Source organism: Leifsonia sp. Y862 (assembly GCF_057669585.1).
On the sequence record NZ_JBYHFR010000003.1, the window covers coordinates 44,511 to 69,532 of the forward strand.

22 protein-coding genes and 3 tRNA genes are annotated in these 25,022 nt (G+C 65.0%); 6 read left to right on the plus strand and 19 right to left on the minus strand.

Translation table 11 applies throughout. From position 1 onward, the window contains the following. Positions 1 to 63 precede the first annotated feature (63 nt). A complete protein-coding gene (locus AC25Z0_RS14535; protein WP_488133669.1) occupies positions 64 to 1,116 on the plus strand; it encodes a hypothetical protein in 1,053 nt (350 codons plus the stop codon). 114 nt (positions 1,117 to 1,230) lie between these two features. Next, positions 1,231 to 1,689, plus strand: a complete 459-nt coding sequence (locus tag AC25Z0_RS14540; protein ID WP_488121523.1) for a MarR family winged helix-turn-helix transcriptional regulator — start codon at positions 1,231 to 1,233, stop codon at positions 1,687 to 1,689. Here AC25Z0_RS14540 and AC25Z0_RS14545 read toward each other — a convergent pair. Continuing rightward, positions 1,686 to 2,639, minus strand: a complete 954-nt coding sequence (locus AC25Z0_RS14545; protein WP_488133670.1) for a hypothetical protein — start codon at positions 2,637 to 2,639, stop codon at positions 1,686 to 1,688. The two genes, AC25Z0_RS14540 and AC25Z0_RS14545, sit on opposite strands and share 4 nt — an antisense overlap. A 178-nt stretch (positions 2,640 to 2,817) precedes the next feature. After that, complete coding sequence (locus AC25Z0_RS14550; protein ID WP_488121525.1) at positions 2,818 to 3,489, minus strand: histidine phosphatase family protein; 672 nt, start codon at positions 3,487 to 3,489, stop codon at positions 2,818 to 2,820. Positions 3,490 to 3,548: 59 nt separating this feature from the next. On the opposite strand from AC25Z0_RS14550, the gene AC25Z0_RS14555 reads away from it, so the two are divergent. Continuing rightward, entirely contained in the window at positions 3,549 to 4,103 is a 555-nt protein-coding gene (locus AC25Z0_RS14555) for an MOSC domain-containing protein (RefSeq protein WP_488121526.1), read from the plus strand. Between the two features lie 70 nt (positions 4,104 to 4,173). Here the strand turns inward: AC25Z0_RS14555 and AC25Z0_RS14560 are convergent. The 6 genes from AC25Z0_RS14560 to gabT all read right to left on the minus strand — a co-directional run bounded on the left by AC25Z0_RS14560 (position 4,174) and on the right by gabT (position 11,279). Further along, positions 4,174 to 4,246, minus strand: a tRNA-Arg gene (locus tag AC25Z0_RS14560). A gap of 116 nt (positions 4,247 to 4,362) precedes the next feature. Beyond that, the gene (locus AC25Z0_RS14565; RefSeq protein WP_488133671.1) at positions 4,363 to 5,922 is read right to left on the minus strand and encodes an APC family permease; all 1,560 of its coding nucleotides are present in this window, start codon (positions 5,920 to 5,922) and stop codon (positions 4,363 to 4,365) included. 4 nt (positions 5,923 to 5,926) lie between these two features. Further along, positions 5,927 to 6,805 (minus strand): universal stress protein, encoded by an 879-nt coding sequence (locus AC25Z0_RS14570; RefSeq protein WP_488133672.1) that lies wholly within the window; start codon positions 6,803 to 6,805, stop codon positions 5,927 to 5,929. A gap of 107 nt (positions 6,806 to 6,912) precedes the next feature. Beyond that, entirely contained in the window at positions 6,913 to 8,268 is a 1,356-nt protein-coding gene (locus AC25Z0_RS14575) for a flavin monoamine oxidase family protein (protein ID WP_488133673.1), read from the minus strand. A gap of 49 nt (positions 8,269 to 8,317) precedes the next feature. Further along, positions 8,318 to 9,781 carry an NAD-dependent succinate-semialdehyde dehydrogenase gene (locus AC25Z0_RS14580; protein ID WP_488133674.1) on the minus strand — a complete coding sequence of 488 codons (1,464 nt, stop codon included), beginning with the start codon at positions 9,779 to 9,781 and terminating at the stop codon, positions 8,318 to 8,320. 124 nt (positions 9,782 to 9,905) lie between these two features. Then, positions 9,906 to 11,279 carry a 4-aminobutyrate--2-oxoglutarate transaminase gene (gene gabT, locus AC25Z0_RS14585; protein ID WP_488133675.1) on the minus strand — a complete coding sequence of 458 codons (1,374 nt, stop codon included), beginning with the start codon at positions 11,277 to 11,279 and terminating at the stop codon, positions 9,906 to 9,908. 140 nt (positions 11,280 to 11,419) lie between these two features. Here gabT and AC25Z0_RS14590 point away from each other — a divergent pair, with 140 nt between their 5' ends. Together AC25Z0_RS14590 and AC25Z0_RS14595 are read left to right on the plus strand one after the other, a co-directional pair. Next, positions 11,420 to 12,970 carry a PucR family transcriptional regulator gene (locus AC25Z0_RS14590; protein WP_488133676.1) on the plus strand — a complete coding sequence of 517 codons (1,551 nt, stop codon included), beginning with the start codon at positions 11,420 to 11,422 and terminating at the stop codon, positions 12,968 to 12,970. A gap of 383 nt (positions 12,971 to 13,353) precedes the next feature. Beyond that, positions 13,354 to 13,524, plus strand: coding sequence for a hypothetical protein (locus AC25Z0_RS14595; RefSeq protein ID WP_488133677.1), 171 nt, complete (start codon positions 13,354 to 13,356; stop codon positions 13,522 to 13,524). Positions 13,525 to 13,527: 3 nt separating this feature from the next. Here AC25Z0_RS14595 and AC25Z0_RS14600 read toward each other — a convergent pair whose 3' ends face one another. After that, positions 13,528 to 13,677 carry a hypothetical protein gene (locus AC25Z0_RS14600; RefSeq protein WP_488121534.1) on the minus strand — a complete coding sequence of 50 codons (150 nt, stop codon included), beginning with the start codon at positions 13,675 to 13,677 and terminating at the stop codon, positions 13,528 to 13,530. A gap of 213 nt (positions 13,678 to 13,890) precedes the next feature. Here AC25Z0_RS14600 and AC25Z0_RS14605 point away from each other — a divergent pair, with 213 nt between their 5' ends. Continuing rightward, positions 13,891 to 15,519, plus strand: coding sequence for a carboxylesterase/lipase family protein (locus tag AC25Z0_RS14605; protein ID WP_488133678.1), 1,629 nt, complete (start codon positions 13,891 to 13,893; stop codon positions 15,517 to 15,519). A 59-nt stretch (positions 15,520 to 15,578) separates the two neighbouring features. On the opposite strand, the gene AC25Z0_RS14610 is transcribed toward AC25Z0_RS14605, so the two are convergent. The 10 genes from AC25Z0_RS14610 to serS form a co-directional block, all read right to left on the minus strand. After that, a tRNA-Ser gene (locus AC25Z0_RS14610) sits at positions 15,579 to 15,669 on the minus strand. A gap of 85 nt (positions 15,670 to 15,754) precedes the next feature. Next, positions 15,755 to 17,050: an LCP family protein gene (locus AC25Z0_RS14615; protein WP_488133679.1), complete on the minus strand. Its 1,296-nt coding sequence runs from the start codon at positions 17,048 to 17,050 to the stop codon at positions 15,755 to 15,757. A gap of 40 nt (positions 17,051 to 17,090) precedes the next feature. Continuing rightward, positions 17,091 to 17,175, minus strand: a tRNA-Ser gene (locus AC25Z0_RS14620). A 134-nt stretch (positions 17,176 to 17,309) separates the two neighbouring features. Next, positions 17,310 to 18,662 carry an LCP family protein gene (locus tag AC25Z0_RS14625; RefSeq protein WP_488133680.1) on the minus strand — a complete coding sequence of 451 codons (1,353 nt, stop codon included), beginning with the start codon at positions 18,660 to 18,662 and terminating at the stop codon, positions 17,310 to 17,312. Next, a complete protein-coding gene (locus tag AC25Z0_RS14630) occupies positions 18,655 to 19,755 on the minus strand; it encodes an ABC transporter ATP-binding protein (RefSeq protein WP_488133681.1) in 1,101 nt (366 codons plus the stop codon). Before AC25Z0_RS14630 ends, AC25Z0_RS14625 begins: the two co-directional genes overlap by 8 nt. Next, positions 19,752 to 20,630 (minus strand): ABC transporter permease, encoded by an 879-nt coding sequence (locus tag AC25Z0_RS14635; RefSeq protein WP_488133682.1) that lies wholly within the window; start codon positions 20,628 to 20,630, stop codon positions 19,752 to 19,754. Before AC25Z0_RS14635 ends, AC25Z0_RS14630 begins: the two co-directional genes overlap by 4 nt. Beyond that, positions 20,627 to 21,472, minus strand: a complete 846-nt coding sequence (locus tag AC25Z0_RS14640; RefSeq protein ID WP_488133683.1) for an ABC transporter permease — start codon at positions 21,470 to 21,472, stop codon at positions 20,627 to 20,629. Before AC25Z0_RS14640 ends, AC25Z0_RS14635 begins: the two co-directional genes overlap by 4 nt. A gap of 118 nt (positions 21,473 to 21,590) precedes the next feature. Beyond that, positions 21,591 to 22,757: an ABC transporter substrate-binding protein gene (locus AC25Z0_RS14645; protein WP_488133684.1), complete on the minus strand. Its 1,167-nt coding sequence runs from the start codon at positions 22,755 to 22,757 to the stop codon at positions 21,591 to 21,593. A gap of 115 nt (positions 22,758 to 22,872) precedes the next feature. Then, positions 22,873 to 23,739: an HAD family hydrolase gene (locus tag AC25Z0_RS14650; RefSeq protein WP_488121542.1), complete on the minus strand. Its 867-nt coding sequence runs from the start codon at positions 23,737 to 23,739 to the stop codon at positions 22,873 to 22,875. Beyond that, the gene (gene serS, locus AC25Z0_RS14655; RefSeq protein WP_488121543.1) at positions 23,736 to 25,001 is read right to left on the minus strand and encodes a serine--tRNA ligase; all 1,266 of its coding nucleotides are present in this window, start codon (positions 24,999 to 25,001) and stop codon (positions 23,736 to 23,738) included. Before serS ends, AC25Z0_RS14650 begins: the two co-directional genes overlap by 4 nt. Positions 25,002 to 25,022 lie beyond the last annotated feature (21 nt).

A 25,022-nucleotide genomic window follows, 5' to 3' on the forward strand; every position in this document is an offset into this window, starting at 1 on the left:
CGGCACCCTGCCTGTCAATCCCTCCGCTGCGGCCACGCTCGCAGACAACAGAAAGCAGAAGACATGTCTTCCCGTCGTACGCGTGGCACCATTGCGGCCATCTTGATCTCGCTCAGCTCAATCGGGCTTCTCCCCCAAGCCGCGAATGCGAACGAGCCGGCGGCGGGGTCCGATACCGCCTGGAGCGTCACGCCGGTTCTGGCCAGCAGCGGCGTTGAAAGGAGCAACTTTGCCTACGAGCTTGAGCCGGGTGCACACGTTGACGACGCCGTGCTCGTGCGCAATTCAGGTGTCGCCCCGCTGACACTCACCGTGAGTGGAGCGGATGCCTTCACCACCGATGCAGGTCGCATCGACCTCGTCACCGAAGAGACCGGCTCTGCCGACCTCGGAACCTGGATCACCCCGGCGGCGGGAGAGATCACGATCGACCCTGGACAGCAGACGAGGGTCGCGTTCAGCGTCGCCGTACCGGCCGACGCGCCGCCCGGCGATCACTCGGGAGCGCTGCTCACCGTGCTCGCGACCACTGGTGATCGGGGCATCGCCGTCAACATGCGCTATGCCACCCGGGTCTCCGTTCGTGTGGCCGGCGACCTGAACCCGACGCTCACGGTCGCCGAGCCGACGATCGGCTACACCCCGAGCTTCTGGCCGTGGGAGCCGGGTACCGTGGCGGTCGGCTACGCCGTGTCAAACACAGGCAACATGGCCTTGACGGCGCGGCAGCTGCTGCGGGTCGACGGCCCGCTCAACATCGGACGCACCGAACTCGTTTCCTCGCCCGAGGAAGGCGCCGCATTCGCGGACGTGCGCGAGGTGCTGCCCGGCGACAGCGTCGCGGTCGCTGCCGCGGTCGACGGCGTGGCGTCGTGGTGGCCGGTCGTGACCGTGACTAGCCAGGTGGCCCCGCAGGCCGTCACAAACGGGATCGTCACAAACGCAGACGGCGTCCCGACGGTGTCGACGGTCGAATCGACGGCCGTGGCGTGGGGGATCTCTCCGGGGCTCGTCATCCTGCTGACAGCTCTCGCGGTCGTTGCTTTCATCGTGGTACTGCGCATTCGCCGGGGATTTTCTATGACAAGAAAAACGGCGATTGGCCAACGTGAATGACAAGGGACATTTCCAGAGGGCTTACCACCCAAGGCATTCGAGTGCCTATTGTTGATGTTCAGGGGTCAGCAGACCGCATTCACAGGTCGCCAGGCCCGCAGGAAAGGCAGCAGCGTGGTAGATCGAGCAGTGGCAGTCGCCGCGTGGGAGTCACTCTTTCGGGCACAGGTCGCAATTATGCGCAGCCTCACCGCAGAGTTTCCGTCAAAGGAGATCTCGCTCAACGAGTACGACGTGATGTTCAACCTGTCTCGGCAGCCAGGATGGCGCATCCGCTTGCGAGATCTCAATAAGCACGTTCTGCTCACCCAACCCAGCGTCAGCCGCCTTGTTGACCGGCTGGTGACAAGGGGTTACCTCGAGAAGGAAACCGATCCGTCAGATGGTCGTGGCGCCATCATCGGCCTCACGCAGTCGGGCTACGACCTGTTCAGGCGGGTCGCACGCGATCACATGGGAACGATCTCGGATCGCATCTCCGACACCCTCAGTGAAGACGAGCTCAAACAGTTGATCAACCTCTGCGACCGGCTGCGCGACGGCACGTCCAGTGAAACGACGGCGGCTGGTTAGGACGACGGGTCGCGTTTGGTTGCAGAGCGGCCTTCCCGGCCCTCTGCCCACCCGCTCCCCCGCGGGTCGGCCGGATCATGCTCGCGCAATCTCGACCGGGCAGCGCGCATTGTGTGGATGGCCCGCGGCAGGGCGAGCGGGCGCAGGAGCAGCTTGGTGAATCCTGCCCGCATTCGACCGCGTCGTTCTGGGCCGGCGGGTGCTTCGACAACGTCCAAAAGAGCACGCAGGGTCGGAGTGACATCGTCGACCTTCAGCCGCCATCGCGCGTAGGCCGCTGGCACCACCCGAGGCCCGCGTGCAGACCTCCCCAGCCAGTCCAGTAGTGGCGCCATGGTGATCTCCCCAGTGAGCGCACTGATGAGATCCACGAGATCGTCGATCTCCTCCGGCGTAAGTGCACCCTCAATCTGGTCGAGGAGGAAATCGAACCCATCGCTGCTGACGGGAACGCCGGGTATCCGCCCTGCGCAGTGCACGGCAACCGTGACGATTGCCATCGATCGGTCAAGGCTCGGCACCTGGGCGCCGGCCATCTCGATGGCAACTCTTCTCTCCCACAGGATGTCGAAGGCGACTTCAGCGTCAGTGAACAGGCCGGGGATGGCGTAGTAGACCTCTAGCCCGATCAGTCTTTCCGGATGCCGCAACACGGCTCTGGTCGGTGGCAACACGGCCTTCTCTTCGAGAGGGTCGTGAAAAATCTCCCACCCGGCATCGCGCAACGTGGCGATGAGGTGTGTCGTGGATGAGGGATCGACGAGGATGACGGCTTCCGTTTCAACGAAAGGGGTCACGAGTCCGAAATGGTCGAGGACCGGCCCACACCAGGCCAGGGTGCGGATGCGGTTGGCAGTGGCGTGCGCGGCAACCTCGGCCAGCAGGCTCGCCTTGATTGCGGCGGGATGGAGCGCCCCCAACAGATGCGGGGGCTCAGCGGGTTGCGACATGACAGCTCAGCAATGTGTAGCCCTTCGGGTCGGCTGCCCAGGCGCATGACTCACTTCACGTGCCCCGCCCCCGGGTTTCACGTCCATCCGGAGACCAACGTGAAACGCTAGGTTATCTCACGTTAACTACGGTCAAACAGCACCCAGAACAGGGGGCGGCGCAGAGGGCGGTGGGAGACTAGGGAGCGCTCTCTCCCTGTGGCTGCCCGCCGGGACCGGTCGTGCCACTGTCATCGACCTGCGCACCGCCGATGGCAACTCCAGTCCAGCTGGCCGCCGCCCATCCCGCATCTGGTTGGCCGTCGAGCACGATGACTCCCGTGTTGTGCAGGATGTGTCGCGAAGCAAACGCCGCGTCGACGTTGCTGGCGTGCGCGGCGACCCAGGCGCGGATGATCTGCCCGTGTGCGACCATCGCCACCGTGTCGTGGCCGGAGTTCACTATCTCCGCCACCACCGCGCTGAAGCGAGCGAATACCTCATGTCCGTTCTCCGCCCCCGGCATCCGCCGATCCCGATCGCCGAACGCCCACCCGAAAGAGACGTGATGATAGAGCTCGATCGACGCCCGGTCACGGCGCATCTCCAGGTCACCGGCACCGATCTCACGCGCCCCTTCGCGCACCTCGACCGGGAGGCCAAGCCGCGCTGCGAGCGGAGCGATGGTCAGTTGGGCTCTGGTCTGAACGGATGCATAGAGCGCTCCGATCCCCTCCCCAGCCAGCACGTCGGGAATGGCAGCGGCCTGCGCCACGCCGAGTTCGGTCAGACCGGGCCCCGGCACGACGGTATCCAACGCCCCCATCACATTGGATGGGGTCTGGCCGTGTCTGATCAGCAACAAGCGCATCGTCTCATCCTCGTCGAACTTCTCGTCGGCGGCGAGCAAATTCTGGAAGGATCGGACACATGAGTGAAGCTGCACCAGACGTCGTCGTGATCGCTGTCAGCCGCGACGGAGAGCATCGTTTCTCCAAGCAGCCCCAGGAGCGAATCACCGTGCGCGCCGGCCTCGGCGTCGATGGCGATGCGCACAGCGGCACGACAGTGCAGCATCGGCCGCACGCCGGGGATCCCAACCGGCCCAACCTGCGCCAGGTGCACCTGATCCACAGTGAGCTCTTCGAGGAGGTCGCGCCGCTGGGCTTCACCGTATTGCCAGGGGAAATGGGCGAGAACATCACGACGAGGGGCATAGACCTTCTGTCCCTTCCGCAGGGTGCCGTACTCCGATTGGGCAGCGAGGCCGTCCTCCAGATAACGGGGCTCCGAAACCCGTGCTCACAGATCAACACGTACCAGGCAGGACTCATGAAAGCGGTTGTCGACCGCAATGAGAACGGCGCAGTCATTCGGAAGGCCGGCGTGATGAGCGTGGTCATCGTCGGCGGCGTGATCGAACCAGGAGACCCGATCATTGTCGAATTACCCGACGGACCACATCTGCCACTCGCGCCGGTGTAAATCTGATCACTTGCAGATTCACAAACAAAAAAGGCCCCGTCCGAAGACGAGGCCTTTTTGTTTTTCTCTGTGCGCCCGAAGGGATTCGAACCCCCAACCTTCTGATCCGTAGTCAGATGCTCTATCCGTTGAGCTACGGGCGCAGGTGCTAATCCGAACTAAACGCTCGGAGGCAACTCGAAAACTATACCAGCTATCTGGGGCCCCCTTGTTCACGTTGGCCCGGTTGACCCTCAATCGGGGCAAAAAATGCGCCGAATCAGTCCTTCACGTCATCGAGTTCGCTGGCCGGCGCCGCATCGGTTCCGAGCAGCTCACCCCGGAAGAAAGCGGGTTGCCGCTTGGCAGTGATGAGCATCACGACAACGCCGGAGAGCAGAATCACCATGCCGAGCACGAACACCAAACCGACGCCGGCGATCGATGATCCGCTGCCGTATGCCGGGTCCATGGAGTCGACGAGCGTCGTCACAAACAAGACAGCGAGGATGAGGCCACCCACGAGCGGGAACAGGAACGTGAAGAAGAAGTTGCGTGCCCTGGTGAACCAGCGGCGCCTGAAATACCAGACACAGGCGAAGGCGGTGAGGCCGTAGTAGAAGCAGATCATCATGCCGAGAGTTGTGATGGTGTCCCACAGCACGTCCTCGCTGACGAAACGCATGACGGTATAGAACGCGGCCGCGACGATCGCCGAGACGATGGTGGCGTAGCCGGGGGTGAAGAAGCGCGGGCTGACCCGAGCGAACTTCGCCGGGAGTGCGCCGTAGTGCCCCATGGCGAGCAGCGTTCGCGCCGGTCCGACAAACGTTGACTGCAGGGACGCCGCAGAGCTGGACAGCACAGCGATGGACATCAGGATGGCCAACGGACCCAGCACCGGCCCGGCCAGCGCAAAGAACACGTTCTCCTGGATGTCGGGGTTTCCAAGCCCGATGCCGTCTTCACCGAGCCCGGCAAACGAGATCGCGGTGATGGCGACGAAGAGGTAGATGACGACGATCAGGATGACCGTGAGCGTCGCTGCGCGTCCGGGGGTCTTCCGCGACCCCTTGGTCTCCTCCGACATGGTCAGCGTGACATCCCAGCCCCAGAAGATGAAGATCGACAGTGAGAGCCCGGCTGCGAAAGCGGAGAACGAGGTGACGGCGAAGGGGTTGAACCAGTCGAGAGTGACGGGTGTCGGGTCTGGTGCAGTGCCGTTCACGATGTGCACGATGGCGGCGACGCCGAAGCCGATGAGCACCAGCACCTGGAAGCCGACGAGCCAGTACTGCACCTTCTGGGTGGTCTGCATGTCTCGATAGGAGATCCAGGTCGCGATCAGGATGAAGAGGAGGCAGGTGGCGACGTTGATGAACGGGTTCGCGGCGAGCGCGGCGATGTCGGAATTGTTTCCGAAGATCTGGGACAGCATGAGGTACAGGAAATCGACGGCGATGCCCGCGAGATTGCTCAGCACCACAATGGTCGCCGCAATGAGCCCCCAGCCGGCCATCCAGCCGACCCATGGACCGAATGCCCGCGTTGCCCAGGTGAACGATGTGCCGCTGTCTGGCATGGCGTTGTTCAGCTCGCGATAGCCGAACGCCACGAGAAGCATCGGGATGAATCCGACCAGGAAAATGGCCGGCAGCTGCACGCCCACTTCTGCGACCGTCGGCCCGAGGGCACCGGTGAGCGTGTAGGCAGGGGCGATGCAGGAGATGCCGATGACGATTGCGCCGATGAGCCCGACGGATCCTGCGCTCAGGCCTTTCGAGGAGATTCCGGAACCCTTGGCGGATTCGGCGCCGACGGCAGTGTCAGTGGAAGTCATGGGATTAGCTCTCTACGGTGAGGGTGGATGCCCGCGGCACAACGATCATGGGAACGGGAAGCGAGCGCAGCATTTTTGCCGCGGTGGAACCGATGAAAATCCGGCGCGGCTGTGCGAGGCGACTTGACCCGACGAGCACCACTTCATCGGGGTCCCAGCGGAGGGAAGAGATTGCCTCTTCGATGCTGTCACCGAAGACGACCCCGGCCTTGACGCTCACACCGGGCGGCAGGTGCTCTGTGGCGTAGTCGAGCACGTCCTGCGCATGCAACGCGCTCTGCGTCGACGCCTTGGTGTCCTCTGAGCGCCCAGGCAGGTCGATGGCGACCAGCGACACCAGACGCAGCGGAACCCCGGCACCGCCGGAGAGCTGAATGGCCCCGGCCAGCAGGGCATCAGCGCCCGACCTCGTACCGAGCATGCAGGTGACCCTGCTGAGGTCGACGCTGGTGGGGGCATCCGCTGAACCCTGTGGCGCCAGCGCAACGGGAACCGCGGAACTGTGTAGAAGGTCGTTTGCCACGCTACCGAGGGTGAAACGGCCGAGGATGCCGTCGTGAGCCGCGCCGATCACGATCAGTTCGGCGTCCAACGTTCTGGCGGCATCCATGAGGCCACCAGAGAAAGAATCTGCCCGTACAAGGTGGGTCTCTGCGTTGACACCGGCAGGAACACGCGCCAGAGCGTCGGCCAGCCACGCTTCGGACTGGTCTCGAAGGTACCGTTCATAGCCGGGGTCACTCGGCACGCGCGTTGATCGATGCTCGCGGTGCAGCACCAGCACGATGTCGAGGGCCGCACCCCTGCTGCGCGCCAAGCGGATGCCAAGGGCCAGCGCGTCAGCCCCTGCAGGGGTGGCTGTGTAGCCGACGATGTATCGCATGCATCCTCCTTGATGCGCCCCCTGCTCGGTGTGACAGGGGGCTGGTGTGTTGCTCAGCCGATGGTACGGAACGCGCCCGGAAGCGTACCCCGCAGGTGAAGTGAAGGCTACCGCGCGGCGGCAATAATCGCCGCGGCAGTTTCACGCCCCACCCGGATTGCGCCGTCGACGTGCTGGTACCCCTTGCCGGCCATGTCGCTGCACGAGAACGAGATCGGGCCGACGTTCGCGCGCAGGTCTGAGCCATATCGGGCCAGGCCTCCCATGTCGAAACTGGCCGCATAGGCGCCACGGGTCCACTCTTCTGAACCCCAGTCGCTCTCGTAGTAGACGACAGGGTTGAGGGCCTGCTCGCCGTAGTAGTGCGACAGGGAGGTGAGGATGCGCTGCTTGCGCTCGTCGGCGGAGAGCCGGAACACGGCGTCAGCTTCCTCGTCGGCAACGAAGCCCACCAGCGTTCCCCGTGGATCCTCGTAGTTGGTGTTGTCGTAGGCCTCGTGCACGAGCTCGTACGGGCTGAACGCGGTGCCCGACAGGCCGTCTTCCCGCCAGAACGGGGTCTCATAGACGGCGTGCACCTTGATGACGAGGCCCATGGAGAGGTGCTGGTGCAGCTGCTGCTGGCGCCTGGGCAGTGGCGGCTCGTAGCTGATCCGCGAGATCAGGATCGGCGGCACCGCAATGATGGCGAAGCGCGCGTTCACCTCGAGCTCGTCGGTGATGGCCGTGACACTGTTGTCACTCCACCGGAGCGTGCGAACGGCCTGGCCGAGGTGCACATCGTCGCCGAGCTTCTCGGCAAGCAGCAGCGGAACCTGCTGCAGCCCGCCGATCACGCGCTCATCGAGGATGAAGTCGGCATCCACCAGGTTGGAGAAGCTGCCGGCGCTGGCGGCCATCAGCAAGGCCTGCAGCGCTGAGAAGGCGTGCGCCGGCTTGGTGAGCATGGCCCCTGCGATGAACATGCCGATGTTGTCGCGCGCCTCCTGGTCATCCGTCTGGGTTTCCAGCCAGCGGCTGAATGACACCTCATCCAGTTCCTTCGCACGCGGGTGCGCCCACGGACGATCCGGGTCGATCTCGGCCACCAGCACGTCGAGCTTCTCGATCAGCGACAGGATCTCGTACTCGGTCTTCGGAGGAACGGGGAAGATCTCGCCCTCAAACCGACGGAGCTCCCCCGCCGCGCCGATGTAAACGTTCTCGCCTTCGCGGTATCGCGGGTACGTCTGCAATCCGAGCTCGACCAGGGTTTCCTTCAACGCGTCCTGGTCTGGTGAGACCCACTGGCCGCCGATCTCCAACATTGCGCCGTCGATGTCGTCGGTCCACAGACGTCCGCCGACCCTGTCCCTCGCCTCAAGCACCGCAACGCTCAGCCCGGCCTTCGTCAGTTCGGCGGCGGCGGTGAGGCCGGATGCGCCTGCGCCGATGATGACGACGTCGCGGTTGATCTGGTTCATGGTGAAGCTCCTGCGTGCGGGGTTGGGGCGAAGGGTTGGGCTGGTTGGCTCAGGACACCGGAATGAGCGTGTACTTCGTGGACAGGTACTCGTTGATGCCCTCAAGGCCGCCCTCGCGGCCGAGTCCGGACTGCTTCACACCACCGAAGGGAGCAGCGGCGTTCGAGACGAGCCCGGTGTTCAAGCCCATCATGCCGGTGTCGATACGGTCGATCATCCGCTGGCCGCGTGCCAGGTCTGAGGTGTAGACGTAGGCGACCAGGCCGAACTCGGTGGAGTTGGCCAGGCGCACTGCCTCGTCTTCGTCGCTGAAGGTCGTGATGCCGAGCAACGGGCCAAAGATCTCCTCGCTCAGCAGACGGCTGCCGAGCGGGACGTTGGTGACCACTGTCGGGGCGTAGAACGAGCCGGGGCCCTCCGGGCGTGATCCGCCGATGAGGAGCGTGGCGCCGCGGTCGACGGCATCCTGCACCATGGCATCCGTTGTGTCGACGGCTGCATCGTTGACGAGCGGGCCGATGGTGACGCCTTCTTCTGTACCCCGGCCGATCGTGAGGCCCGCGACGCGTTCGGCGACACGACGGGAGAACTCCGGTGCCACGGACTCGTGCACGAAGAAGCGGTTGGCTGCAGTGCAGGCCTGGCCGATGTTGCGGAATTTGGCGAGCATGGCTCCCTCGACCGCCTTGTCGAGGTCTGCGTCGTCGAAGACGATGAACGGCGCGTTTCCGCCGAGCTCCATGCTGGTGCGGAGCACTCCGGTCGCCGACTGGGCGATGAGGCGCTGCCCGACAGCGGTTGAGCCGGTGAAGCTGAGCTTGCGGAGGCGCGGGTCAGCGATGATCGGTGCGGACACGGTTGACGACTGGGAGGTGGTGATCACGTTGACGACGCCAGCCGGGAGACCGACTTCTTCGAGCAACCTCACGAAGTACAGCGTGGTGAGCGGGGTCAGTTCGGCCGGCTTCACGACGACAGTGCATCCGGCGGCGAGTGCGGGCGCGATCTTCCGCGTTGCCATGGCCAGCGGGAAGTTCCAGGGCGTGATCAGGAAGCACGGCCCGACGGGGCGCTGAGACACCACCATGTGGCCTGTGCCTTCAGGCGTGAGTCCGTAGCGGCCACTGATGCGCACGGCTTCCTCGCTGAACCAGCGCAGGAATTCGCCGCCGTACGCGACCTCGCCCAGCGCTTCGCCGAGGGGCTTGCCCATCTCGAGCGTCATCAGCAGCGCGAACTCGTCCTTGCGTTCCTGCAGCAGGTCGAAAGCGCGGCGGAGCAGCTCACCCCGCTGGCGTGGCGGAGTCGTGGCCCACCCGTCCTGTGCGGCGACGGCAGCGTCGAGGGCAGCCGCACCGTCTTCGACACCGGCGTCGGCGATGCGGGTCAGTTCGAGGCCTGTTGCCGGGTCGAACACCGGCAGGGTCTTCCGCGATGCGGCCTGGCGCCACTCACCGTTGATGAACAGACCGGTCGGCACTTTCGCCAGCAGCGCGGTTTCTTTGTCTGACACTGGAGTTCTCCTTTGCTCACCGGCGGGGCGGTGAATCCATACTCAACGATACGCGGGCACCTGCCCGGCGAGGCTTGGCGTCGATGCTTGGCATCGATGCTTGGTTCAGGGTGATGGGCAGGCGTCAGGCCGCGGCGAGCGCCGAAGCGATCACGCTGAGCCCCTCGATCAAGAGCTCGTCGGAGATCGACAGGGGCGGCAGGAACCTGATGACGTTGCCGTAGGTGCCGCAGGTGAGCACGACGACGCCCTGTGCGTGAGCCATGCTCGCGACACGGTTGGTGAGTGCGGCATCCGGTTCGCCCGTTGCAGGGTCGACAAGCTCGATGGCGATGAGCGCGCCTCTGCCGCGGACGTCGCCGATGCGGGCATCATTCACGCGCAGCGCGTTCAGGCGTCCGGTGAGGAGCGTGCCGATGTCAGCAGCGCGCTGCACCAGGCCGTCTTCCTCGTAGCTCTGAATCGTGGCCAGTGCCGCAACACAGGCCAGGGGGTTTCCGCCATACGTTCCGCCGAGCCCGCCGGCGTGTGACGAATCCATCATCTCGGCGCGACCGGTGACGGCCGACAGCGGCAGCCCTCCGGCGATGCCCTTCGCCGTGACAATCAGGTCGGGAACAATGCCCTCGTGGTCGCAGGCGAACATGGCTCCGGTGCGAGCGAACCCCGTCTGCACCTCGTCGGCGATGAAGACAACGTCGTTTGCACGCGCCCAGGCAAGAAGCGTGCCCAGGTAGTCGTCGGCGGGAACGATGAATCCGCCCTCTCCCTGGATGGGTTCGATGAGAAGCGCTGCGAGGTTCTTGGCGCCGACCTGCTTCTCGATCATGCTGATGGCGGCCTTCGCGGCTGTCACGCCGTCCTGCCCACCGTCGCGGTACGGGTACGACAGCGGCGCGCGGTAGATCTCTGGGGCAAATGGGCCGAAGCCATCCTTGTACGGCATGTTCTTCGCCGTGAGCGCCATGGTGAGGTTGGTGCGGCCGTGGTACGCGTGGTCGAACGCGACGACTGCCTGCTTGCCGGTGTAGTGCCTGGCGATCTTCACGGCGTTCTCCACGGCTTCAGCACCCGAATTGAACAGCGCACTGCGCTTCTCGTGATCGCCGGGCGTGAGCCGGTTGAGGGCTTCAGCGACCTCAACGTACGAATCGTAGGGAGCCACGGTGAAGCAGGTGTGCGTGAACTGCGCCAGCTGGGCACTGACCGCGGCAACGACGCGCGGGTTGCTGTTGCCGACACCGGTCACCGCGATGCCGGAACCGAGATCGATCAAGGAATTGCCGTCGGCGTCGACAATGACGCCACCGCCGGCGGCGACGACGAACACCGGAATGGTAGTGCCGACGCCCGCAGAGACGGCCGCAGACTTACGCGCCAGCCACTCCGTCGACTTCGGGCCGGGAATCGACGTGACCAGCCGACGTTCCTGGGGCAGCGACGGTCCGCCAAGGGGAATGGAGTTCGAGGCGCTGGCAACGGTGTCGAGGAGGGTCATAGGACTCCAATTCAGTGAGCGGATGCTTCAGCGTAAAGAGCGCCGCCACCTGCCGGTATCGCCCGATCGTATAGTAGGGACCAGCGTTTTCGCCGTGACGGCCATCCGCTTGCCAGCCCCGCCACCGCTCGAGGAGTCCAATGCCGCCGCCCCTCCGCCGCCTGCTTAGCCAGACCGACCTGCAGCTGCGCCTGCTGACCCCGGAATCCGATCTTCCGGGTGACGCCCTCCAGCGCCAGGTGCAGTGGGTGCACGCCTCAGACCTGCTCGACCCAACGCCGTTCATCTCAGAGGGCCAGGTGTTGTTGACGACCGGCACCCAGTTCGATGCGGATGCCGCGCTGAGCGGTTCCGCTTCGGAGGTCGGCTTCTATGACGACTATGTGGCGCGACTTGTCACCCTCGGCATCGTGGGCCTCGGCTTCGGCACCGAAGTGATCAGGGATGGCACGCCAGACCCGCTGGTCGCGGCCTGTCTGGCCTATGGTCTGCCGCTGTTCGAGGTGCCGTATCGCACACCGTTCATCGCCATCGCCCGGCTGGCAGCCGAGCTGGTTGCCGAGGAAAGCTATGCCAGGCACACCTGGGCCGTGCGTGCGCAGCGCGCGATCTCACTCGCTGCGCTGCGCCCAGACGGGCTGCGAGCCACCCTCGGCGAACTCTCGAACCAGCTCGACCACTGGGTCGCCCTGTTCGACGCCGCTGGGAACCTTGACCGCGTGTTCCCGGCCGATGCTCTCACCGGAGATGCGTTCGGCATCGTGCAGGCCGAAGCGGTGAAGCTGCTCCGTCGCGGGCAGCGCGCAAGCAGTTCCGTGGTCACGAGCGGCGAAACCCTCACCCTGCAGACCCTGGGCGGAAGCAACAAATTGCGCGGCGTGCTCGCCCTCGGCGGTGCCGTCGAGCTTGACCACGCCAGTCAGGAACTCGTGACCTCCGTCATTGCACTGGCCGGGCTTGCCCTTGAGCAGAACCACGCCTTCGACCGCGCACGCGGCCACCTGCGCACCGGGCTGCTCAATGCGCTCCTCGGCGGCAGTATCGAGCTGGTGTCGTCCATCGCTGCCGAGATGTGGGGCGGCCTCCCTCCCGCCCCTGTACGAATCGTGCTGGCCGCTGTTCCCCACGACAAGATCAGCTCGGTGACAGAGTTGCTGGAGCTTCGCATCGAGGCGCAGCCTGGATCCGTCTTCTATGGGGTGCGCGGAGACCATGTCGTGCTGTGCCTGTCTGAGGAGTCGCTCGATGTGGCCGACGAGCTCTGCCAGGCCTTCGACCTGCATGCCGGGGTGTCAGATCCGACCGGCTACGAGTCGCTGCAGCACGCCCTCGTACAGGCGGAGCGAAGCCTCGAGCGCGCCAAGGAGGGCGGCCCTGGCGTCGCCCAGTTCGATGCCATCTCCCGTCAGGGCGTGCTTGCGTTCCTCGCGCGAACGGATGCCAGGGAGATCGGCAGAGCGACACTTGCCCCGCTTATCGACAGCGACGCAGCATCCGGATCCAATCTGCTGGAAACAGTGCGGGTCTGGCTGGAAAACAACGGCCAGCTTGACGCGGCGGCCCAGGTGCTTGGCATCCATCGGCACACCGTTCGAGCCCGCATCAAACAGGCTGAGCGCCTCCTCGGCCGGGACATGACGACATTCCACGCCCGCGCCGACATCTGGGCGGCCATTCTCTCGGTCGGATAGCCAGGCGGATAATTCTGTACGCCGCTCGGCGGCGAGCGTAGGATGAGCCGCGTGAGTCAGCATACGGAAGTCACAGAGACGTATTCGGCACCGACCGCGGTCGCGGCGCAGCCACATCACGCCTGGTTGCCGCTGCCGGAAGAGCCCATCGTTCGCAGCCTGGCTGGTGAGTTGCCACGGCCAGTAGGGGCAGGCATCGCAACCCTCGTCGTGCTGGTGTCCGCTGTGCTGTTCCTCTGGTGTTTGGTGGAGACCTGGCGATACAACCCCAACGTTCCGCTCCCGCTCTTCCAGGTGACCGTCGCCGGCGCGATCGTCTCCGGAATCGCCCTCTACGCCAGAACCACGTTCAGCTACGTCATTTCCCTCATTGGGGCCGTGGCATGGATCTGGGTGTCGATCTCACCGCTGGAACCCGCATGGATGTGCGTGCTGCAGGGACTCACCTTCGCCCTGATGATCTGGGGCATGGACATCGCCATCACGGCGGTGCGCTACAACAAGAGGCCTCGCTTCTAGCGCCTGGCACCTACCGTCAGGCACCTGACGCCTGACACCTACTTCGACCAGCGCCGCCTGATGGCGCGCAGGCCGAGCAGCGATCCCCCGAGCAGAAACAGCACGCCAGCGGCGACAAAAGCGCCGACGGGCAGATCCTGACCGGTGGCCGACAGCGTTGCCGCACTGGCGACGACATCTGCATACATGAGTTATCCCATCGACGAGCCTTCGGGAGCGCATTAAGGGAAACGCCGGCGTCGCGCCGGTCTCGTGATGATAAGACTGCTTTCGCGGACAGACAATGCCCCAGCGCGCAATTAGAGCCGCGATCCAGCCGTTCCCCTGCTGCCTCGCCGGTTGAAACAACGCTCAGCTTTGCGCTCTAGTCGTCCTCAGCGGCCGGTGCTTAACTGGTCAAGATGAACGCCAATGGCATCAGCCAGGGTACGGCGGTCTCGGTGAACGTACCGGCCCGGCGCAGTCTGGACGTGCGGGTGACCGGCGGTCTCGTGCGCGGCGTGCGCGAGGGGTCCATCTTCGCCTGGCGCGGCATCCCATACGCCGCTCCTCCTGAGGGGGCGTTACGTTTTCGTGCGCCGCAGCCGGTCACACCCTGGTCGGGAGTGCGCGATGCATCGCGATACGGCCATGTCGCTCCGCAGGTGTATCGGGGACAGTTCAAGGGCACATCGCCCAAGGTGCCGGCCAGTGAGGATTGCCTGAGCGTGAACGTAATGGCTGCCGCCGTTCCCGGCCGGCGTCGGCTGGGAAAGCCCGTGATGGTGTTCATCCATGGCGGCGCCTACAGCGTCGGGTCATCCCAGGATTTCTCCGGACAGGGCACCGGTCTCGTGTCGAGTGGGCGCGTCATCTACGTGAGCTTCAACTATCGACTGGGGGCGCTCGGATACCTGGACTTCAGCCGCTACTCAACACCGGAGCGTCCCATCGAGAGCAACCTCGGGCTGCGGGACCAGGTTGCTGCGCTGGTGTGGGTGAGGGACAACATCCGCTCATTCGGAGGAGACCCGAACAACGTCACCCTGTTCGGGGAATCGGCGGGAGGCAACGCGGTCACCACGCTGATGACAACGCCGTCAGCCGCCGGGCTGTTTCACCGGGCCATCGCGCAGAGTCCGCCGCCGAACGCGGTCTACTCGAAGGAGCTGGCAGGGCGGTGGGCCGCAGACTTCGTCGAACTCCTCCAGACGAGCGCACCTTCGCGTGGATTGGCCCTGCCCGCGTCCGCCCGCGCCTCCACCCAGCGGTTGATCGAGCAGCCAGGCGAGATCGGGCATCAGCTGGCGACAGCGGATGTCACTCGCCTCAATGCTGCTGCGCTTGAGCTGCAGGCACGCGTTCCCGACGATTACCCCGGCACGTTCTGCCTGGCGCCGGTCGTCGACGGCGACTTCCTGCCCGAACGGCCCATCGATGCGTTCCGGGGCGGCAGGGCACACAGGGTGCCGCTGATTCTGGGTACCAACGATCGTGAGGGCTCCGCGTTCCGCGGCAGGGTTGAGATTCTTCCCTCCTCGATTTCGCGCATTGATGCATTGTTCGAGCGGGCACCTGAGTCGTCATGGGAAGATCTGCGCCTGGCGTACACCGGGCTGCCGCTCCCCCGCCCAGCGGCGGACTTCGCCGGCGATTCCGCTTTTTGGTTTCCCACCGTGAAGGTGGCCGAATACCACTCGAACTTCGCCCCCGTGCACCTCTACCGGTTCGACGTTGCGCCACGCCTGATGCGCATGCTCGGCTTCGACGCCACCCACGGCATCGAGATGCTCGCCCTGTTCGACCGGTCAAACACCAGCGCTGGCCGCACGATGACGGCACTCGGCGGCCGCACGCCCTTCATGCGCGCAGGCGAGCGGATGCGACGCCACTGGCTCCACTTCGCCTGCACCGGGGCCGTCGAGTCGACCTGGCCACGGCATTCGACGACCAACAGGTTGACCCTGATCATCGACAATATCGACCACGTCGAGTCCGACCCCCGCGGTGATCGGCGGCGCGCCTGGGAGGCGTTCCTCACGGACTTCTGAGCGGCAGGCACCAGGCAGATGGCAAAGAAAAACCCCCGCCGAGGCGAGGGTTTTGTGTGCGGAGCCGGTGGGATTTGAACCCACGGTACCCTGTAAAGGGTACTCCACCTTAGCAGGGTGGTGCACTAGGCCGAACTATGCGACAGCTCCTGAGTGCTCGCTAACGCGAACACGCCACAGTAATCATAACCGAACTCGTAGCGTCATTTCGACCACCGGCCGAACGACGCACTAATCAGCCCTGGTCGTCGAGCGTGCGGCCCACCGAGCAGGTGTACTGGCCAGCCGTCTGGCCGGTCGCGGTGTCTGGCAACACTGTCGCGCCGGTTCCCGCGGATGGGTCAACGGGTGCGGCCGGGTCGGCTGCGGCATCCGTCGTTGTGTCTGCGGCTGGAACGTCGGCGGCCGGCGCATCGGTGACGGGTGCGTTCGGGTCGACGGTCGCGCCACGACCGGTGGTGCCACCCAGCGCCACAGGCTGGTCGGCAGCGATGGCCGTGAAGAGGTCGTCGAAGTCGGGCTGCAGGGGCAGCACGCCGCCCTCTGTGCTTCCGGTCGGAACCTGGATGAAGGTGACGTCGTTGAGGTCGATGTCCTTCAGTGCGATCGCGATCGAGGCGATGCGGTCAACGTTGTTGAGAGAGTCGGAGAGCACCATGTTGCCGGTGACTGCCTTGGCCAGCGAGTAGACCTTCAGCGGATCCGACAGGGTAGAGGCGCTCTTGATCGTGCGCACGAGCGACGACATGAACACCTGCTGGTTGTTGATGCGCGTGAGGTCGCTGCCGTCGCCGACACCGTGCCTGGTGCGGAGGAACTGCAGGGCGTCGACGCCAGCCAGTGTGTGCTCGCCCGGGTCGAGGAAGGTACCGGTGTACTCGTCCTCAATGCGCTCCGCCACACAGACCGGCACGCCGCCGACTGCAGTCGACATGGCGATGACGCCACTGAACTGCACCTCGGCCGCGAAGGGAATGCTGAGGCCGGTGAGCTCCTCGACCGTCGCGACGGTGCAGGAAAGCCCGCCGTAGGTGAGGGTGGTGTTGATCTTCTGGCGACTCATGGCATCAGAGGTGTAGCCCGTTTCCGGGTCGGTGCACTCTGGAATCGGCACGAACATGTCGCGAGGGAAACTGATGATGGACGCGTTGGAGTGGTCCTGCGAAATGTGCAGCAACATGGTCACGTCGTTGAGGTCGCCGGTGTCGTCTTCGTCACCGAATGCGGCATCCTGGCCGACACGGCTGTCACTGCCGACGAGCAACAGGTTCACGCCGCCATCGATGGCGCCGATCTGCGGCACGGGGCCCTCTGTCTCATTGGCGAGGTGCACACCCGGCTGGACACTGGCGGCCACGTCGAACGCGGCGATGCCGGCAATCGAGACGGTGCTGATGAGCACGACGGCGAGAGAGGCGCCGATGATGCGCATGACGGCAGCCCAGGGATTCGACTTCTTCAGCCGGCCGTGACGGGCAATGCTGCCCAGTTTGCGTGATCTATTGGAGCGGGGGCGCAGTGTGTCGCTCACTCAGATCCTTTCACGTCATGTGCTTGCCAGGCACCTAGTGCGGAGGGCGTGGGATTCGAACCCACGAGACATTTCTGCCCACCAGTTTTCAAGACTGGCTCCATCGGCCGCTCGGACAGCCCTCCTCGTTCGGCCAGCCTACGTCACGTTCAACGCGGGTAAATCAGACGAACAATGACCGATTCTAGCCGATAGCAGAATCTCCACAGTGCCAGCGCTTCCTGAAAAGGTGCTGGGGGAAGGTTATGAGGCACCCGCACTAGTTGCCAAGCGACTGTCCAACCGTGCACGTTTCTTCGGCTGCGGTCTGCCCAGAAATGGTTGGCGGCAGCGTGACGGGCCCCTCTCCGGCGTCGAGTGTCGGGGCCTCTGCGGTGGCATCTGGCGCGGCATCCGTCGACCATGGCGCAGGCGTATCCTCCGGCGTCGCCGACTCGCTTGGCACAGTGGATGGCGTCACCTGAGTCGCCTCACCGACGGTGCCGCTGAGGGTGATCGGCCGGTCATTTTCGAGGGCATCGAACAGTGCAGCCGCATCGTCGGTGAGCGGCTCGATGCCCTTGTACGTGCCCGCAACCGGGTACTGCACGAACGTCACGTTGGCCAGGTCGATGTTCTGGAGCGTCATCGCGATCGCCACCATGGTGTCCAACGGCTGCAGGCTCGTGGAGAGCACCATATTGTCGCCGGCGGCCTTGGCCAGGCTGTAAAGCGTGAGCGGATCGCTCAACGTGCCCTCACTCTTGATCGTGCGCACCAGGGACGCCAGGAACGCCTGCTGGTTGCCGATTCTGGCCAGGTCGCTTCCGGAGACCAGCCCATGACGCGTGCGCAGGAATTGCAGGGCCTGCATGCCTTCCAGCTCATGCACGCCAGGCTCAAGGATGAGCCCGGTATACGGATCGTCGATCCGCTCTGCCACGCACACGGGCACGCCGCCGACGGCGTTCGACATCTCAATGACGCCGTTGAACTCAATCTCGGCTGCGTACGGGATGGTGATCCCGGTGAGCTGCTCAATCATCGTCACCGTGCAGGCCAGCCCGCCATACGACAGGCTCGTGTTGAGCAGGTCGGTGAAGCCGCCGTCGGTGCCGGGGGTCGTTCCGTCCGCCGACGGCGCGCACCAGGGAATCTCCACCAGCATGTCGCGGGGGAAGCTCACCACCGTTGCCGAGCTGTGGTCCTGTGATACGTGCAGCAGGATTGTCACGTCATTCAACGTTGCGCTGCGTTCGCCGTACGCCGGGTCGCCTCCCCCGCTGTCGCTTCCCACCAGAAGCAGGTCGATGGCGCCATCCTTCGGTTTGACCACGGGGCCCGCGTCATTCGGCAGCGAGACGCCCGGCTTCAGGCCGGCAGTCACGTTCCAGATCGCAATTCCGACAACGGATGTCACACTCACCAGCAGGACGACGAGCGCGACTCCCACGAATCGAAGGATCGCGAGCCGCAGCGGTTCAACCGGCAGGCGGCCATGCCTGGCCAGCGGCAACGCCTTCGGCGAAGCGACCGCAGGCGCCTTCGCCGCGGCCAGCCCTCCGGGCACGGGACCAACTGCGCCATCGCGTGGTGCGGTGACGTCGTCTCCCGTTGCTCCGGCATCAACCATTCCCCACCAAGTCTTGGCTCGACACGGCCGCCTCGTCCAGGCCAGCGGCGGCCATGGCGGCGGCCGGTTCGACGGCGACGGGAGCCCCAGACAGTTCGATGAACACCTGGTCGCCGACCATGGTGCGGTCCCTGGCGCTGTGCTGCACCGACAGGGTGGTGCCGTCTGGAAGCTCGACCCTCGTGCGGCGCAGCGACCCGAGAAAGCTCGAGAGCACCACGGTGGCACTGATGCCGCTCGTCGCCAGCCGCAGGTCTTCTGGTCGGAGGAAGACCCGCACCGGGCCGTCTCGCGTGCCAGGTATGGCGATGGGCAACGAGCGGTCGAGGACACGCACCGATCCGGCATCCGCTATGCCATCGATGCGGTTGCTGAGGCCAACGAACTCGGCCACGAATGGTGTTGACGGCTTGCTATAGAGCTCTTCAGGCGTGCCGATCTGCTCGATGCCGCCCGCGCGCATGACGGCCACGCGGTCGGCGACGGCCAGCGCCTCCTCCTGGTCGTGCGTCACGAAGAGCGTGGTGATGCCGAGCTCGGTCTGGATGCGACGGATCTCGTCGCGCAGCTGCAGGCGCACCTTGGCGTCGAGGGCAGACAGCGGCTCATCGAGCAGCAACACCCGCGGCCGGGTGACCAACGCCCTGGCCAGGGCCACCCGCTGCTGCTGGCCACCGCTCAGCTCGTGGGCGAAGCGATGGACGTAGGCGGAGAGACCGACCATGTCGAGTGCTTCAGCCGCCCGACTGGCCCGCTCGGCTGCAGGCACCTTGCGCATCCGCAGCCCGAATTCAACGTTCTGCCCCGCTGTCATATGCGGAAACAGCGAGTACGACTGGAAGACCATGCCGAGGTCACGCTTATTCGTGGGTTGCCAGGTGACGTCAACGCCGTCGATGGTGATGGAGCCGCTGTCGACGGACTCCAGCCCGGCCACCGAGCGCAGTGCCGTCGTCTTGCCGCAGCCTGACGGGCCGAGCAGCGCAACGAACTCCCCCGGTCGCACATCAAGGCTGAAATTGTGCAGCGCCGATTGGCCGCCGAACGACTTGGCGATGTCGACGAGCACGACTCCTGCTCCAGTGGGGGTCATGGGTTGGTCCTGTTCTTTCCACGGCGTCGGAGTCCGGGTTCGCCCACTTTGCCGATGATCAGCAACAGCACGAACACGAAGATGAGGGAGAGCAACGCGAAGATGATGGCGGCGTACGGGTCGGTTTGCGAGACCGCAAGCAATGCCGTCTGCAGGTTCTGCCTGCTGAGCAGCGATGCGATGGTGAACTCGCCAAGCACAACGGCCACGGAGATGAAGGATGCCGCCAGGATGCCGCGACGCAGGTTCGGCAGGATCACGCGCCAGAGCACCGTGAACCAGCCGGCGCCGAGCGACCGGGCCGCCTCGCTGAGAGTGTTGACGTCGACGGCGCCGAGGTTGGATTGCAGGGTGCGATACGCGTACGGCAGCACAGTGATCCCGTAGGCGAACGACAGCGTCCAGACCGAACTGCCGAAAATGGATGCCACCACCGAGTACACCGGCGCCAACCCGACGACGAGCACGATCGCCGGCACCGTGATCGGGATGATGCAGATGAACTCGAGCACGCGGCGCAACCGCGGGAAGCTGAGCTGCACGAGGATCATTGTCGGCAGCACGATGACGAGCACAATGGCGACGGTGACGACGGCCAACACGAGCGAGTTGGTGAGGCCGGTGAACAACGTGGCGTACTGGCTCGACAGGGCAGGGTCGAAGACGGCTGTCCAGTGCGAGACGGTGTATCCACCCGCCAGGCCGGCCCGCAGGCTGAACTCGATCATCGACAGGATCGGAATCGCGAACAGCACGCCGACCACGCCGAGAATCACCCAGCGCACGGCGCGACTCGGTGCGATCCCACCGCTGCCGCGCGTATTGGCGGGGGTGGCGGTGACACTGCTGCGGTTCACCGCGGCCATCTCGGTCATCGTTGCCACCTCGTGGTGCGTGATTGCAGGAACGAGTAAGCCGTCATGACGATCACCATCACGATGATCATGCCGAGAGCGAGCGCGCCTGCCATGTTCTGCCGACCGAGCAGTGTTTCACTGACCAGCGCAGCACGAATCTGCAGCGGCACGATCTGCGACCCCTGGCTGATGAGCGCCGCAGCCGTCGCATAGGCCGAAAAGGCGTTGGCGAACAACAGCAGCAGGCTACCGAAGAACGCCGGAGCGAGCACGGGCGCCCCGATCGTGCGCCAGTACGTGAACGTGCTGCCGCCGAGCGTGGCATTGGCCTCAGCCCACTGCGGCTTCAGTCCATCGAGCGCCGGCATGAAGGTGATGATCATCAGCGGCACCTGGAAGTAGATGTACGGCAGGATGAGCCCCGGCAATTGGTACAGCCAGACGCCGTCTGCGTAAATGTCGATCCCGACGCTGGTCTCGAGGAAGACGGTGATGAGGCCCTGCACGCCGATCGTGGCGATGAAGGCGAACGCAAGCATGACGCCACCGAACTGGGCAAGCACGCTCGACGCCGACTCGATGATGAGCCGGAGCCGACTGCCGGCCCGCGTGCCGATCAGGGCATAACAGACCAGGGCGCCGACCACAGCTCCAACGACCGCGGTAAGCGCAGAGACCCAGAACGAGGCAAAGAACGTGTTCAGGATGACGGGATCACCCAGGGCGGCCACATTGGCGAATGTGAGACTGCCGTCGTCGTCGAAGAACCCGGTGGCCAGCGCCAACACCGTCGGCAACGCGAGGAAGAGCAACACGTAGAACGCGAACGGTGCGAGCCCGAGATACGGCCCCCAGCTCACGCGGCGCCTGGCCGGCGGGGCGTCGACCGGCGCGTCTACTCGATGCCTGGCCGCCGAGCGCGGGGGGTGATCCCCCGCGCCGACGGTCGGCGCGGCTGACGCTGCAGCGCCAGCCTGGTTAGCCAACGGCTGCGGCCCAGTTCTGGGCGAGCAAAGCGTTCGCCGCATCGGATTGTTCGGTGGTGGGGCTGACACGGTCAGCGGGCAGCTCGCCCACGGTGTCCAGCGCGTCCTGGTCGACAGTGCCGGCGGCGATCAGTGCGTCGAGCGTCACCGGGTATGCGCCGGCGGCCAGATACAGGTTCTGCACCTCAGGGCTGAAGATGAACTCCTGCCACAGTCTGGCTGCTGCGGGGTGCGGGGCATCCTTGTTGATCGCCTGGTTGTAGTAGCTCGTGTACGCGACACCGGGGAGGGTCGTGACCTTCCAGCCGTCGACGGCACTGGCGTTGGCGAGGTTGTTGTAGCTCCAGTCGAAGACGACCCCGGTCTCACCAGATGCGATGGTTGCCGGCGTCGGGTTGACCGTCAGGAAGTTGCCCGCCTTGTTCAGCTGCGAGAAGAAGTCGATGCCCGGCTGGAAGTCGTCGAGCGTTCCACCGCTTTGCACGGTGGCGAGGCCGACCGCCGCGAAGGCAGCGCCAGCCTGCGTCGGGTCACCGTTGATCGTGACGGCGCCCTTGTAGTCGGCGCCCAGCAGGTCGTCGAGCGACGTGGGTTCCGGATACTTCGCCGAGTTGTAGCCGATCGACATGCTGCCGGTGTAGTCGTTGACCCACAGGCCGCTGGCTTCCTTGTTGTCGGCCGGGATCTCATCCCAGTTCTCCACCTTGTACGGGGCGAAGTACTTCGTGCTGTCGAGCGCGACAGCCGTGCCGAGGTCGAAGACGTCTGGTGCGGTGTCTTGGCCCTTGTTGTCGTCCGCTGCCTTGATCTCGTCGGCGCTTGAGCCCTCCGGGTTGGCCGAGTTCACGGTCAGGCCGTACTTCTCCTTGAACAACGCGATGATCTTGCCGTAGTTCGCCCAGTTGTCCGGCAGCGCGATGACGTTGAGGGTGCCTTCCTTCTTCGCCGCATCGACCAGCGCATCAAGCCCCCCGAAGTCCGCAGCGCTCGTGGCAGTCGCCGCATCGACGCCGGAAGCGGATGTCGTAGACGTGCCCCCAGAATCGCTCGTGCACGCCGTGAGGGTGAGGGCGAGAGCCGCGATGGCCAGAACGGCCGTCGGCTTGCGTCGTAGGAACACAATTCCTCCAAGGGACCAGCCGATGGTCGTTCGCGCCATTGCGAACTGTTGGGTGCCCGAGGCCGATCACTGCGAGTGTATCTAACGAGATGCTCGCGAGCGAGAGCCTTTGTGTCACAATGCAGCACGAATTTACAGGGCTGCAATATTCCGGCTACAGCGTGCGAAGCACCGCGGCGAGACCGTCGTCGTGCACGGACCCTGTCGTCTCGTTCGCGGCGGCGATGACCTCAGCGGGAGACGCTCCCATGGCGATGCCACGCCCTTCGACGCTCGCCCACTCGAGCATGTCGATATCGTTGCGTCCGTCGCCGACAGCCATGATTCTGCTGCGTGGAACATTGAGGGCTGAACGCACCCGTTCCATTGCCGTTGCCTTGTTGACGCCGTCTGGCGCGATATCAATCCAGGCCGTCCAGCCGATGGCGTAGCTGACCTTGTGCAGGCCCATCCGCTCGACCACGCCGAGGAAGTCCTCCATGTCGTGGTCGGGTGAGATGACGACAACACGGGTTGCCTTGTGGCGCAACAGCTCATCGAAGTCGACGTGTTCGCTGTCGAGTCCGATGGTGGCGTCGGGGAACGGCTCTGTGTACCGGTAGAAGCCCTGCTCGTCTTCGACGGCATAGCGAGCATCGGTCAGGTGGGAGCGGATGGAGGTGAGCACGTCGGTCGGGTCGAACGACTCGATCCAGGCTCGCCGGTAGCCCGCAGGGGCGTTCGGGTCTCGGTGCAGGGTGATCGCGCCGTTGGAGCACACCACGTAGCGCGGGGTGATCCCGAGGCGATCAAGCACGGGCAGCGTCGCCGACTCCGACCGCCCTGTTGCCAGCATGACCTCGTGGCCGGCATCCGCCAGTCGTGTGATCTCCGCCAGCACAGCTGGGCTGATGCCGCCGTCTTCATGCATGGTGGTGCCGTCGATGTCGAGAGCGACGAGCCACCGGGGCTCGACAGACTCTCTGTCGATCGTCGAGTCCGGCCCGATTTCGACAGGCTCTAGCGAGTCGGAAACCGTCATTTGATCGGCTCGAGGACGTCGATGCCGCCGAGGTAGGGACGCAGCGCCTCAGGGACCACGACAGAGCCGTCTTCGCGCTGGTGCGTCTCGAGAATCGCGACGATCCAGCGGGTGGTGGCCAGGGTGCCGTTGAGCGTGGCGACAGGCGACGTCTTGCCCGACTCAGTGCGGTAGCGGATGTCGAGGCGGCGCGCCTGGTACGTGGTGCAGTTACTGGTGCTGGTGAGCTCGCGGTACGCGTTCTGGGTGGGAACCCAGGCCTCGATGTCGAACTTGCGGGCCGCGCTCGAGCCGAGGTCGCCGGCGGCAACGTCGATGACACGGTAGCTGAGACCGAGGGCCTGCAGCATCTGCTCCTGCAGGGCGACCAGGCGGTCGTGCTCTGCTTCGGCGTTCTCCGGAAGAACGTAGGTGAACATCTCCAGCTTGTTGAACTGGTGAACGCGGATGATGCCGCGGGTGTCTTTTCCGCCAGATCCGGCTTCGCGGCGGTAGCAGGTCGACCAGCCGGCGTAGCGGAGCGGTTCTGCGGACAGGTCGAGGATCTCGTCCTTGTGGTACCCGGCGAGCGCGACCTCGCTGGTGCCCGTGAGGTAGAGGTCGTCGGCCGGGAGGTAGTAGATCTCGTCGGCGTGCTCACCGAGGAAGCCGGTGCCGTCCATGATCTCAGGGCGCACGAGCGTCGGGGTGATCAGCGGGGTGAATCCGGCGTCAAGCGCATGGTCGAGTGCCATGTTCATCAGGGCGATCTCGAGGCGGGCGCCGATGCCGCGCAGGAAGTAGAAGCGCGAGCCAGACACCTTGGCGCCACGCGTCATGTCGATCGCGCCGAGCAGCTCACCGATTTCGAGGTGGTCACGCGGCTCGAAGTCGAAGGTCGGCGTCTCACCGTGCGTGCGCAGCGTGATGAAGTTGTCTTCGCCGCCGGCTGGCACGCCGTCGATGATGGGGTTCTGGATGGTGCGCACGATCGTCGTGAAGCGTTCCTCGGCCTCCGACGCCGCAGCACTGGCTGCCTTGACCTGTGCGGCCAGGGCCTGCGCCTCTGCGACGAGCGCCTTCTTCTCCTCCTTGGGAGCAGCGGCCACCTTCTTGCCGAACAGGTTCTGTTCGGCGCGCAGCGCCTCAAACGCCGAAATGGAGGCGCGACGCTCTGCGTCAGCCGCGAGCGCAGCATCCACGGCGTCGACAGACGAGCCGCGGGCCTCCTGCGAACGCTTGATGAGGTCAGGGTTTTCGCGTAACAGCACCGGATCAATCACGCCCGCCAGTCTACAAGCGCA